Below are 12,350 nucleotides of genomic sequence, written 5' to 3' on the forward strand. Positions count from 1 at the left end.
GCGCGCTCGGCGGCGGAAGCAACGGCTCCCGTCGCCTGTCGAAGTGACGAACCGAAGGATGGAATGCCATGAAGAAGATCATTCTGGCCGCTACCGCTCTCTCTCTGGCTCTGGCCCCCGCCGCCGCTTTCGCGCAGGGCGTGGTGAAGGGTGCCGAGCAGGGCGCCAATGCCGGCGCTTCGGCCGGTGATAAGGCGGCTGGCCCGGTGGGCGCTGGCGTCGGCGGCACGGTCGGCGGTGTGGGCGGTGCGGTCGCGGGCGGTGTCGCCGGCGGCGTCAAGGGCACCGGTACCGGCGCGGCGCAGGGCGCCCGGGAAGGCGAGAAGGCCGCCGGCCCGGTGGGCGCGGTCGTCGGCGGCACGGTCGGCGCGGTCGGCGGTGCCGTGGGCGGCGTCATCGGCGTCAAGTGATCGCGCGTGAAGTGATCGCCACGTGATTGAATGAGAGGCCGGCGCGGGGCATCCTCTGCGCCGGCCTTTCTTTTTGTGGTCAGTCCGGTTCGCCGTAGCCGCCGCGCGGCCAGAAGGGCAGGCGCGCCAGCGCGTTGAGCAGGTAGGCATACATCCCCTGCCCTGGCGCGACGAGACTGATGAGCACCGAGAGAATCGCGGTCGCAATGAACAGCGGCAGCACGCCGCCGGCGGCGCTTCGCAGCGATCGGTGGCGCGGCTCCACGTCCAGATAGCGGATGGCGATGGTCAGAACGGCCAGCATGGTCATGTTGCCCGCATAGACCACCACCGCCGGCGCCAGCCCGCCATAACGCCCCACCAGCCCCGACGAGAACGGCACGGTGGTGACGAAGAACAGGAACAGCAGCGCAAGGCGCACCGTGTGCCGGTCCACGGTCTCGCTGGAGGGCCGGATCTCGATGCCGCTGCGCCAGAAAGCGCCGAGGACGAAGAAGGAAATCACATAGGTCAGCATCTGGTGCGACAGCGAGACCAGATGTGCCGTCAGTTCCGCCGCCGAGGTGAGCGGAAGGTCGTCCGGCAGGCGGATGTCCAGCACCAGCAGGGTCATGGCGAAGGCGAAGATGCCGTCGCTCAGAGCATCCACGCGCGCCTTGGGGAAACGGCCGCGCCGGAGGGGGCGGCCCGCCGGATCTGACGTGGCATCTGCGGTGAATTGCTGTTCGGAGCTCATGATGCCCGGCCTCGGCGCGACGGCTCATCGCCGCCGCTTCGCCTTAAGCCGGAGCGTGCCGCTGTCACCCGGAGATGGCGCCAACCGCCCGCTTGAGCATCACCTTGGCAAGCTGGGCGCGATACTCCGCACTGCCGTGCAGGTCGCTCATGAGGTTCGACGGGTCAAGCGCGAGGCCGGAAACCGCCTGGACGGTGAAATCCGAGCCGAGGATGTCCCCCGCCTCGGTCCACAGGAACACGCCGGACTGCCCAGCCCCCGTCACCGCCACCCGCACCTCGGCCGCCGTCTTGGCCACGAACACGCCGGCCATGGCATAACGCGAAGCCGGGTTGCGGAACTTGGCGTAGCCGGCCTTCTCCACCTTGGGGAAGTCCACGCGGGTGATGATCTCCCCCTCTCCCAGCGCCGTCTCGAACAGGCCGCGGAAGAAATCGGACGCGCCGATGGAGCGGCGGTCCGTCACCACGGTGGCGTTGAGCGCGAGCACGGCGGCGGGATAGTCGGCGGTCGGGTCGTCATTGGCGAGGGAGCCGCCGATGGTGCCCCGGTTGCGCACCGCCACGTCGCCGATCATGCCGGCAAGGTCCGCGAGCGCCGGGATGGCGGCCCGAACCAGTTCGGAAGCGGCGACATCCGCATGGCGGGTCATGGCGCCGATGGAGACGCCCTCCGTGGTTGTGCAGATGCCGGACAGCTCCGGGATGCGGGAGAGGTCCACCAGCGCGGTCGGCTGGGCGAGGCGCTGCTTCAGGGTCGGCAGCAGGGTCTGCCCGCCGGCCAGCGCCTTGGCCTCCGGATCGGCGGAGAGCAGCGCGGCGGCGGCGTCGATGGCGTCGGGACGCTGATAGTCGAAGGCGTACATGGCGTCCTCCTATTCCGCAGCAAGACGGGAAGCGCGCGCCTGCGCGATGGCCCACACCCTGGAGGGCGTGGCGGGCATGGGCACGTCCTCGGTGCCGAGCGCGTTGGTGAGCGCGTTGATGACGGCGGGCGGCGCGCCGATGGCTCCGGCCTCGCCGCAGCCCTTGATGCCGAGCGGGTTTGAGGGGCAGCGGGTCTGCGTCATGCCCACCGTGAAGGAGGGCAGGTCGCCGGCGCGGGGCATGGTGTAGTCCATGTAGGAGCCGGTCACGAGCTGGCCGTCCTCGTCATAGGTAACTCCTTCCATCAGCGCCTGGCCGATGCCCTGCCCGATGCCGCCGTGCACCTGCCCCTCGACGATCATCGGATTGATGATCTCGCCGAAATCATCGATGGCGACGAAGGACTTGATCTCGACGACACCGGTCTCCGGGTCCACCTCCAGCTCACAGATGTGGCAGCCGGCGGGGAAGGTGAAGTTGGTGGGATCGTAGAAGGCCCCCTCCTTCAGCCCCGGCTCGATCTCGGAGGTGGGGAATTTGTGCGCCACATAGGCGTTGAGGGCCACCTCGGCGAAGGCCAGCGAACGGTCGGTGCCGGCGACGGTGAATTTGCCGTCCTTGAACTCGATGTCCCCTTCCGAGGCCTCCAGCATGTGGGCGGCGATCTTCTTCGCCTTGGCCTCCACCTTGTCGAGCGCCTTCACGATGGCCGACATGCCCACCGCGCCGGAGCGCGAGCCGTAGGTGCCCATGCCGAACTGCACCTTGTCGGTGTCGCCGTGCACCACGCTCACCTGATCGATGGGGATGCCGAGGCGGGCGGAGACGAGCTGGGCGAAGGTGGTCTCGTGCCCCTGCCCATGGCTGTGGGAGCCGGTGAGCACCTCCACATTGCCCGTGGGGTTCACGCGCACTTCCGCGCTTTCCCACAGGCCGACACCGGCGCCGAGCGAGCCCACAGCCGCCGAAGGAGCGATGCCGCAAGCCTCGATGTAAGCGGACAGGCCAATGCCGCGCAGCTTGCCGTTGCGCTCGGATTCGGCGCGGCGGGCCGGGAAGCCCTTGTAGTCCGCCACCTCCAGCGCCTTGTCGAGGGAGGCGACGTAATCGCCCGCGTCGTAGCACATGATGACGGGCGTCTGGTGCGGGAAGGACTTGATAAAGTTGCGGCGGCGGAACTCGGCCGGGTCCTCCCCGCGCTCGCGCGCCGCCTTCTCCACGATGCGCTCCAGAAGGAACGTCGCCTCCGGCCGCCCGGCGCCCCGATAGGCGTCCACCGGGGCGGTGGTGGTGTAGACGGCGTCCACCTCGCAATAGATGGCGGGGATGGCGTACTGGCCCGACAAGAGGGTCGCATAGAGATAGGTCGGGATGGAGGAGGCGAAGGTGGAGAGATAGGCGCCCATGTTGGCGCGGGTGTGCACCCGGAAGCCGATGATGTGCCCGGCCTCGTCCATCGCCAATTCGGCATGGGTGATGTGGTCGCGCCCGTGGGCGTCGGAGAGGAAGGCCTCGGAGCGATCCCCCGTCCACTTCACCGGCCGGCCCACCTTCTTCGCCGCCCAGGCGCAGACCGTCTCCTCCGCATAGATGAAGATCTTGGAGCCGAAGCCACCGCCCACATCAGGGGCGATGACGCGCAGCTTGTTCTCCGGCGCGATGCCAACGAAGGCGGAGAGCACGAGGCGTGCGACGTGCGGGTTCTGGCTGGTGGTCCAGAGGGTGAAGGCCTCGTCGCCGGAATCATATTCGCCGATGGCCGCGCGGGGCTCGATGGCATTGGGGGCGAGGCGGTTGTTGACGATATCGATGCTCGTCACCTTCGCCGCGCGGGCGAACGCCGCCTCGGTGGCAGCCTTGTCGCCCAGCTCCCACTCGAAGGCGGTGTTGCGCGGGGCGCACTCGTGAATCTGCTCGCCGTCCGTGGCCGTGGCGAGGTCCGCAACGGCAGGGAGAAGCTCGTATTCCACCTCCACCGCCAGCGCGGCGTCCTTCGCCTGGTTCAGCGTCTCCGCGATGACGACGGCCACGTGGTCGCCCACATAGCGCACCTTCTCCTTCGCCAGCGCCGGATGGGAGCCCATCTTCATGGGGCTGCCATCCTTGGAATGGATCATCCAGCCGCAGATGAGGTCGCCCAAGCCGTCGGCGGCGATGTCCGCGCCGGTGAGCACGTCCACCACGCCCGGCATGGCCTTCGCCGCGGTGGCGTCGATGTGGCGGATGCGGGCGTGGGCATAGGGCGAGCGGACGAAATAGGCGTAGGTCTGCCCGGGACGGTCGAGATCGTCCGTGTAGCGGCCCTTGCCGGTGATGAAGCGGTGGTCTTCCTTGCGCCGGACCGCGGCGCCGATGGGCGTGACGGAGCTGGAAACGCTGGCGTTCATCGGGATCCTCCCGGCGCCGCCCTTTGCGGGCGCGCAATGTCTGGGAAATGCGTGGCGGACGGGGTGCGACAGCCGCCTACTCGGCGGCGCGCGGCGCCTCGGCGGAGCCCATGGCGGCGGCGCCCGCGGCCACCGACTTGACGATGTTGTGATAGCCCGTGCAGCGGCAGATGTTGCCGTCGAGGTTCTCGCGGATGGTCGCCTCGTCGAGGTTCGGGCCGAAGCGGGCCACGAGATCCACCGCGCTCATGATCATGCCCGGCGTGCAGAAGCCGCACTGCAGGCCATGGTTTTCGCGGAAGGCCTCCTGCATGGGGTGCAGCTTTCCGCCGGTCGCCAGCCCCTCGATGGTGGTGACGGACGCGCCGTCCGCCTGCGCGGCGAGCACCGTGCAGGACTTCACGGCTACCCCGTCGATATGGACGACGCAGGCCCCGCACTGGCTGGTGTCGCAGCCCACATGCGTTCCCGTCAGGTCCAGCGTCTCGCGCAGGAACTGCACCAGGAGAGTGCGCGGATCGATCTCGGCTGAGACGGACTTGCCGTTCACGGTCAGACGGACGGGGACGCGAACGATGATCGTCGCCTCGGACATGCCTCACCTCCCTGAGCCGGCGCCTCTCCGGCGCGGGGTTCGTCCCCGCGTCCGGCTATCACGGCGGCCGGCCGTTTTTCATTCCTCCAATGTGGGACCGCGCCGGTGACGCGGTCAAGACGGGGGTGCTCCGATGGGGAACCCGTCACGCTCTCGTGCGCGCAGGCTCCGGCAGGGGCAAGGTGTCGTCCTCGGCGATCAGCGAGGGCTCGCTCTCCTCTGCCTCCATCATCGCCAGCGCATCGGTCCGGGAGGCGAAGCGGTTGGCGATGACGCCGACAATGACCAGCTGGAGGAAGTGGTAGAGCATGATGGGCGTGATGATGAGCGACAGGGCCGGCGCCGCGCCGAACATCACGTGCGCCATGGGCAGGCCCGTCGCCAGCGACTTCTTGGAGGCGCAGAAGGCCACCGCCACCGTGTCCGGCGCGGAAAAGCCCATCAGCCGGCAGACACCGCGTGTCAGGGCGTAGACCACCGCGAACAGGCCGACGACGGCGACGATCACTTCGGCCAGCAGCAGCGGGCTCAGGCCGTTCCACACGCCGGAGACCACGCTGTCGCAGAAGGAATTGTAGACGATGGCGAGGATCACCACGCGGTCCGCCGCCTTCACGAAAGCCCGGTGGCGCTCCACCGTCTTGAGCAGGAGCGGGCGCAACGCCTGCCCGATGGCCAGCGGCAGGAGAACCAGCGTCACCAGTTTCAGGATGACGGCACCGAGATCCATCCCGCCGCCCACCGCGTGGAGATACCACGCCATCAGGGCCGGGGTGGCGAACACGCCGATGAGGCTGGAGATCGAGGCGTTGAAGATGGCGACGGGCACGTTGCCCCGCGCCAGCGAGGTCATCGCCACCGACGATGACACCGTGGAGGGCAGCGCCGCGAGGAAGAAGAAGCCGATGGCGAGCGGCTCGGGGAACAGACCGCCGGCCAGCGCCAGCGTGCCCGCGACCACGGACGGGAAGACGAGGAAGGTGGTGGCCTGCACCACGAGGTGCAGGTCCCAGCGCGCGGCGCTCTCGATCAGTCGCCGTGGAGACAGCGAGACGCCGTAGAGCAGGAAGATAACCGCCACGCCCCACGTCGCCGCCTTGTCGGCGTGGAGGATGCCGCCGGTGACGCCGGGCCTGGGCCAGACGAGGGCAAGGACGACGGTGGTGGCGAGGGCGACGAGAAAGGGATCGAGCTTCAGTCGTGACAACATGAGCCGTGTGACAAGGCGTGGGGATGATGTCCCCTCCCCGCGGCCGCTTCCCGTCCCCATCGGAACCCGCTGCGCCTGAGGCGCGGAAAGGCTCCGCTTCTTCCGCCACCCGGCATCTGAGATGCCCGGCTACGGCTGCGCCGATCTTGGTGTCGACAATATACCAGGACGGTATCTGCCTGCGCCCGCCCCTGCAAGAGCGAAATAAAGGCAGGCGAAGCTTGGCAGAAAGCTCCCGTTGACGGGCTTCGCGACGCAATTGTGTCGGCCGAGGGGCCGGGTTATGACTCTCCAATACGGCAGCGCACAATCATCGGGCACGATGAGATAAGAGGCGCCCGAACAGAGGGGTTCAAGCGGCGGATGGATGTCTTCCTCCAGCAGCTCATCAACGGATTGACCCTGGGGTCGATCTACGGACTGATCGCCATCGGCTACACGATGGTCTTCGGCATCATCGGAATGGTGAACTTCGCCCACGGCGACGTGTTCATGGTCAGCGCCTTCATCGCGCTCATCTGTGTTCTGGTGCTGACCACCCTCGTCGGGCTGAGTTCCATCTTCGTCATTCTCGCCATTACCCTCGTGGTGGCGATGCTGTTCACCGGCCTCGTGAGCTGGACCATCGAGCGGGTGGCCTACCGGCCTCTGCGCGGTTCGTTCCGGCTGGCGCCGATGATCTCGGCCATCGGCATGTCCATCCTGCTCTCCAACTTCGTGCAGGTGGCGCAGGGCCCGCGCAACAAGCCGCTGCCGCCCATGGTGACGGACGTGATCGTCGTCATGGAGAACAACGGCTATCAGGTCACGCTCGCCTACAAGCAGATCATCATCATGGTGGTGACGGCGGTGCTGCTGGCGGGCTTCTGGTATCTTGTCCAGAAGACCTCCCTCGGCCGCGCGCAGCGGGCCTGCGAGCAGGATCGCAAGATGGCGGCGCTGCTGGGCGTGAACGTGGACCAGACCATCTCCCTGACCTTCGTCATAGGCGCCGCGCTCGCCGCCGTCGCCGGCGTGATGTACCTGATGTACTACGGCGTGGTGAACTTCTCCGACGGCTTCGTGCCGGGGGTGAAGGCCTTCACGGCCGCCGTGCTGGGCGGCATCGGCTCGCTGCCGGGAGCGGTGCTTGGGGGCATCCTCATCGGCCTCATCGAGACCTTCTGGTCCGCCTATTTCTCCATCGAATACAAGGATGTGGCGGCGTTCTCCATCCTTGTGGTCACGCTCATCTTCCTGCCGCAGGGCCTGCTCGGCCGGCCGGAAGTGGAGAAGGTGTGATGGCGTCCGATCCGGCCGCCGAAACCACCCCGCCGCCTGCGGACGCGCGCCCCTCCGCTGTGGCCGGCGCCCTCAAGGACGCCATCGTCAGCGGCCTGCTGACGGCGCTCCTGCTGACGCCGCTGGTGGGTTTCCGCGCCAGCGAATCGGGCACCGGTTCGCTGGTCCTCACCTACCGGTTCGGCCTCGTCGCCATCTTCGCCGGCATCGTGATGGTGGGGCGCTTCCTGCTCATGGTCACGGTGTGGAACCCGAACCGGCCGCCCCGCCGCGTCTCAACCACGCCCGGCGCCATGGCCCGGCTGGGAACGCTGGCGGCGCCGGCGGTGAAGCCGGTGTTCTTCAGTTTCGCCATCCTCTACCCGTTCCTGTCCATCCTCATGGCCGGCGGTCTCAGCCCGAGCCGCTACTGGGTGGACCTCGGCATCTATGTGCTCACCTACGTGATGCTGGGATGGGGCCTCAACATCGTGGTGGGCCTCGCGGGCCTGCTCGACCTTGGCTACGTCGCCTTCTATGCGGTGGGCGCCTACACCTTCGCTTTGCTCTCCACCAGTGTGCCCATCAACGACTTCTTCGCCGGCACGCTGGGCGACGGATTCTGGACGGCCTGGGCGTTCTGGATCTGCCTGCCGGTCTCCGGCATCCTCGCCGCAATGTGGGGCGTCATCCTCGGATTCCCGGTGCTGCGGCTGCGGGGCGACTATCTCGCCATCGTCACTTTGGCCTTCGGCGAGATCATCCGCCTCGTGCTCATCAACTGGGTGTCGCTGACCAATGGCGGCGCGGGCATCTCCTCCATCCCGCCCATCACCTTCTTCGGCGTGCCGTTCGATTCTACCGAGACCGGCTTCGCGAGCATCTTCGGGCTGGAGTTCAACTCCATGCACCGGATGATCTTCCTCTATTTCGTCATCCTGGGCCTCGCCGCGCTCACCGCCGTCGTCACCATCCGCCTGAGGAAGATGCCGGTGGGCCGGGCGTGGGAAGCGCTGCGCGAGGACGAGATCGCCTGCCGCTCGCTGGGCATCAATACGACGCTGACCAAGCTTACCGCCTTCGCCACCGGCGCCATGTTCGGCGGCTTTGCCGGCGCCTTCTTCGCCGTGCGCATCCGCTTCGTCTCGCCCGAGAGCTTCACCTTCATGGAATCGGCGGTGATCCTCGCCATCGTCGTGCTCGGCGGCATGGGATCGCAGATGGGCGTCGCGGGCGCGGCGATCCTGCTCATCGGCGGCATGGAGCTGCTGCGCAACCTCTCCTTCCTGAAGGCCGATTTCCTGTTCGGCTCGGATTTCGACCCGTCCCTCTACCGCATGCTCATCTTCGGCTTCGCCATGGTGGCGGTGATGGTGTGGCGTCCGCGCGGCCTTGTCTCCAGCCGCATGCCCACCGTTTTCCTTAAGCAGCGCAAGGCAGTGTCCGGGTCTCTGGTGAAGGAAGGGCACGGCTGATGGCCGGCGAGCCCCTCTCCCCGGCTCGGGCCTGGGAAACCAACCAGATCCTGAGGGTCGATCACCTCTCCATGCGCTTCGGCGGCCTCGTCGCGGTCAACGACGTCTCCTTCTCCGCCGGGCGCGGCGAGGTGACGGCGGTGATCGGCCCCAACGGCGCCGGCAAGACCACGGTCTTCAACTGCATCACCGGCTTCTACAAGCCCACCACCGGCCGCCTCGCGCTGTTCCACGGCGGCCCGGCGAGCGCGGCGGAAGTGGACGGCGTCACCGCCTCGGGCCTTCCCTGGGGCAAGTCGCAGGCCGGCGCACTCTATCTGCTGGAGCGCCTGCCCGACCACAAGGTCGCCTCCTGGGCACGCGTGGCCCGCACCTTCCAGAACATCCGCCTGTTCTCGGGCATGACCATTCTCGAGAACCTGCTCGTGGCGCAGCACATGTCGCTGACCACCTCGGGCCTCATGAATCCCGTCGCCATCCTGAACCTGCCGTCCTGGCAGCGGAAGCAGAAGGGCGCCGTGGACCGCGCGCTTTACTGGCTCAACAAGATCGGCCTCGTCGACCGCGCCGACGATCCGGCCGGCGATCTGCCCTATGGCGACCAGCGGCGCCTCGAGATCGCCCGCGCCATGTGCACGGACCCGGTGCTGCTCTGCCTCGACGAGCCCGCCGCCGGCCTCAACCCCCGGGAATCCGCGGCGCTGAACGAGCTGCTGCTCTCCATCCGGCGCGAGCATCAGGCGTCCATCCTGCTCATCGAGCACGACATGTCGGTGGTGATGGAAATTTCGGACCACGTGGTCGTGCTGGAATATGGCTCCAAGATCGCCGACGGCACGCCCGATGAGGTGCGCAACGACCCGCGCGTCATCGCCTCCTATCTCGGCGTCGAGGATGAGGAAGAGGCCGTCGCCGTGGTGGAGGCCGGGGCATGAGCCAGACCGCGACCGATTCCGTCGCCGCCCCCGCCGCGCGCAGGGCGCCGCTGCTGAGCGTGTCGGGCGTCACCGCCTATTACGGCAACATCATCGCGCTCAAGGGCGTGGACATCGAGGTGAACGAGGGGGAGATCGTCACCCTCATCGGTGCCAACGGAGCCGGCAAGTCCACTTTGATGATGACCATCTGCGGCAGCCCCCGCGCCCGCGACGGCCGCATCGTCTATGCCGGGCGGGACATCACCAGCCTGCCAACCCACGAGATCATGCGGCTCAAGATCGCCCAGTCTCCGGAAGGCCGGCGCATCTTCCCGCGCATGACCGTCTACGAGAATTTGCAGATGGGCGCCGCCATCGACGGCAACGCCCATTTCGCCGAGGATCTCGAGCGCATGTTCACGCTGTTCCCGCGCCTCAAGGAGCGTATCGAGCAGCGCGGCGGCACGCTCTCCGGCGGCGAGCAGCAGATGCTGGCCATCGCCCGCGCGCTCATGAGCCGGCCGCGCCTGCTGCTGCTTGACGAGCCCTCCCTCGGCCTCGCGCCCTTGGTGGTGCGGCAGATCTTCGATGCCATCCGCATGCTCAACCGCACCGAGGGGCTAACCGTGTTCCTGGTGGAGCAGAACGCCTTCCACGCGCTGAAGCTCGCCCACCGCGGCTATGTGATGGTCAACGGCCTCGTCACCATGTCCGGCACCGGCGCGGAGCTGCTCGCCCGGCCGGAGGTGCGCGCCGCCTATCTGGAAGGGGGGCGCTGACGTGACCGCACTCAACGCCGCGCGCGATCCCGGCCGCGTCACCTCGCCCATGCTCATCGCCCCGCTGGTGGCCTTGGTGGTGCTGCTGGCGGCCCTGTTCATCTGGCCCCACGAGTTGATCGGCGCCTCGCTGGGCGATTTCCTGCTGGTGACGCTGTTCCTCGGCGGCGGGGCGGCCTGGCTCACCGGCAAGGCGGTGGCGCGCTCGTGGGAATCCTACGTCCATCTCGTCGCCTATTGCGCCTTGCTCGCCTGCGCGGTGCGCTTCTGCCACTTCGCGCTGTTCCAGGCGACGCTGTTCGATCTGGAGCCGCTGGTAGTGGAATTCGTGCTGCTGGCCTCCATCGCGACGCTCGGCTTCCGCGCCATGCGGCAGCGGCAGATGACGGTGCAATACGGCTGGATGTACGAGCGCGAAGGCCATGTGGCGTGGCGTCCGCGCCGGCCTGACGGAGACTGAAGGGCGGGCGCGGTTGCCCTCATGAGAGGGATCGACTCGACCCGTGATTGCGGCACAATGCGCCGCCAACGGATTCACCCCGGCCGGTCGTGACGCCGGCAGGGTGCAGAAGGGGAGACAAGGCATGAAGAAGCTTTTGATGGCGTCGCTGGCGCTCGGCGCCGGCCTCGCCCTGGCGGCGCCGGCCCAGGCGCAGGTGAAGATCGCCGTCGCCGGCCCCATAACCGGCGATCTCGCCGCCGTGGGCGCCCAGCTGAAGAACGGCACCGAGCAGGCCATCATCGATATCAATGCCTCCGGCGGCATTCTCGGCCAGAAGATCGAGTTCCTGGTGGGTGATGACGGCGGCAAGCCGGAGCAGGGCAAGTCGGCCGCCAACAAGCTCATCACCGACGGCGCCAAGTTCGTCATCGGCCACTACAATTCCGGCGTCTCGATCCCGACCTCGCAGGACTATGAAGAGGCTGGCGTGCTGCAGATCAGCCCCGCCTCCACCAACCCGACCTTCACCGAGCGCAAGATGTGGAACACCTTCCGCACCTGCGGTCGCGACGACCAGCAGGGCGCGGTGGCCGGCGCCTATATCCTGAAGAACTTCAAGGGCAAGAAGATCGCCGTCGTCCACGACAAGACGCCCTACGGCAAGGGCCTCGCCGACGAGACCCAGAAGACCCTCAACAAGGGTGGCGTGAAGGAAGTCCTCTACGAGGGCATCAACCCGAAGGAGAAGGACTATTCGGCCCTGGTTTCCAAGATCAAGGCGACCGGCGCCGATCTCGTGTACTTCGGCGGCCTCTATCCGGAAGCCGGCCTGATCGTGCGCCAGATGCGCGACCAGGGCATGAAGACCGTGCTGATGGGCGGCGACGGCATGATCGACAAGGAGTTCTGGTCCATCGCCGGCGACGGCGCCACCGGCACCCTGACCACCTTCGGTCCCGACCCGCGCAAGAACCCGGCGGCCAAGGCCATCGTGGAAAAGTTCAAGGCCAAGGGCATCGATCCCGAGGGCTATGTGCTCTACTCCTACGCCGGCGTGCAGGTCATCAAGCAGGCGGCCGAGGCGGCCAAGTCCCTCGACCCCAAGAAGGTGGCCGAGAAGATCCATTCGGGCGTGAAGTTCGATACGGTGCTCGGCCCGCTCACCTTCAACAAGAAGGGCGACATCGAAAAGCTCGACTATGTGGTCTACGTCTGGAAGGACGGCACCTACAGCGAGCTGTGAGGCCGGGCTTTCCCCTCCTCGCATGACCAA

General features: G+C 67.5%; 12 protein-coding genes. 7 read left to right on the plus strand and 5 right to left on the minus strand.

Translation table 11 applies throughout. The features are described from left to right. Nucleotides 1-68 precede the first annotated feature (68 nt). Entirely contained in the window at nucleotides 69-410 is a 342-nt protein-coding gene (locus XAN126_RS26355; protein WP_024279078.1) for a hypothetical protein, read from the plus strand. A 79-nt stretch (nucleotides 411-489) separates the two neighbouring features. Here the strand turns inward: XAN126_RS26355 and XAN126_RS0113310 are convergent, their stop codons facing one another. From XAN126_RS0113310 to XAN126_RS0113330, 5 genes are all read right to left on the minus strand, one after another. Beyond that, the gene (locus tag XAN126_RS0113310) at nucleotides 490-1,146 is read right to left on the minus strand and encodes a TMEM175 family protein (protein WP_024279079.1); all 657 of its coding nucleotides are present in this window, start codon (nucleotides 1,144-1,146) and stop codon (nucleotides 490-492) included. A 64-nt stretch (nucleotides 1,147-1,210) separates the two neighbouring features. Continuing rightward, entirely contained in the window at nucleotides 1,211-2,011 is an 801-nt protein-coding gene (locus XAN126_RS0113315; RefSeq protein ID WP_024279080.1) for a xanthine dehydrogenase family protein subunit M, read from the minus strand. 9 nt (nucleotides 2,012-2,020) lie between these two features. Beyond that, a complete protein-coding gene (locus XAN126_RS0113320) occupies nucleotides 2,021-4,399 on the minus strand; it encodes a xanthine dehydrogenase family protein molybdopterin-binding subunit (protein WP_024279081.1) in 2,379 nt (792 codons plus the stop codon). Between the two features lie 76 nt (nucleotides 4,400-4,475). Beyond that, nucleotides 4,476-4,994 (minus strand): (2Fe-2S)-binding protein, encoded by a 519-nt coding sequence (locus XAN126_RS0113325; protein ID WP_024279082.1) that lies wholly within the window; start codon nucleotides 4,992-4,994, stop codon nucleotides 4,476-4,478. Between the two features lie 145 nt (nucleotides 4,995-5,139). Then, nucleotides 5,140-6,204 (minus strand): bile acid:sodium symporter family protein, encoded by a 1,065-nt coding sequence (locus tag XAN126_RS0113330; protein ID WP_024279083.1) that lies wholly within the window; start codon nucleotides 6,202-6,204, stop codon nucleotides 5,140-5,142. A gap of 363 nt (nucleotides 6,205-6,567) precedes the next feature. Here XAN126_RS0113330 and XAN126_RS0113335 point away from each other — a divergent pair, with 363 nt between their 5' ends. The 6 genes from XAN126_RS0113335 (at nucleotide 6,568) to XAN126_RS0113360 (ending at nucleotide 12,320) form a co-directional block, all read left to right on the plus strand. Next, the gene (locus XAN126_RS0113335) at nucleotides 6,568-7,485 is read left to right on the plus strand and encodes a branched-chain amino acid ABC transporter permease (protein WP_024279084.1); all 918 of its coding nucleotides are present in this window, start codon (nucleotides 6,568-6,570) and stop codon (nucleotides 7,483-7,485) included. After that, complete coding sequence (gene livM, locus XAN126_RS0113340) at nucleotides 7,485-8,939, plus strand: high-affinity branched-chain amino acid ABC transporter permease LivM (protein ID WP_024279085.1); 1,455 nt, start codon at nucleotides 7,485-7,487, stop codon at nucleotides 8,937-8,939. The genes XAN126_RS0113335 and livM overlap by 1 nt, the downstream gene beginning before the upstream one ends. After that, the gene (locus tag XAN126_RS0113345) at nucleotides 8,939-9,874 is read left to right on the plus strand and encodes an ABC transporter ATP-binding protein (protein ID WP_024279086.1); all 936 of its coding nucleotides are present in this window, start codon (nucleotides 8,939-8,941) and stop codon (nucleotides 9,872-9,874) included. The genes livM and XAN126_RS0113345 overlap by 1 nt, the downstream gene beginning before the upstream one ends. Further along, nucleotides 9,871-10,635, plus strand: coding sequence for an ABC transporter ATP-binding protein (locus XAN126_RS0113350; RefSeq protein ID WP_024279087.1), 765 nt, complete (start codon nucleotides 9,871-9,873; stop codon nucleotides 10,633-10,635). Before XAN126_RS0113345 ends, XAN126_RS0113350 begins: the two co-directional genes overlap by 4 nt. A gap of 1 nt (nucleotide 10,636) precedes the next feature. Beyond that, nucleotides 10,637-11,095: a DUF6867 family protein gene (locus tag XAN126_RS26360; protein WP_024279088.1), complete on the plus strand. Its 459-nt coding sequence runs from the start codon at nucleotides 10,637-10,639 to the stop codon at nucleotides 11,093-11,095. A 124-nt stretch (nucleotides 11,096-11,219) separates the two neighbouring features. Continuing rightward, a complete protein-coding gene (locus tag XAN126_RS0113360; protein ID WP_024279089.1) occupies nucleotides 11,220-12,320 on the plus strand; it encodes a branched-chain amino acid ABC transporter substrate-binding protein in 1,101 nt (366 codons plus the stop codon). The last annotated feature ends 30 nt before the right edge of the window (nucleotides 12,321-12,350 follow it).

The organism is Xanthobacter sp. 126 (genome assembly GCF_000526175.1).
In the GTDB taxonomy this organism is placed as follows: Bacteria; Pseudomonadota; Alphaproteobacteria; order Rhizobiales; family Xanthobacteraceae; genus Xanthobacter; species Xanthobacter aminoxidans.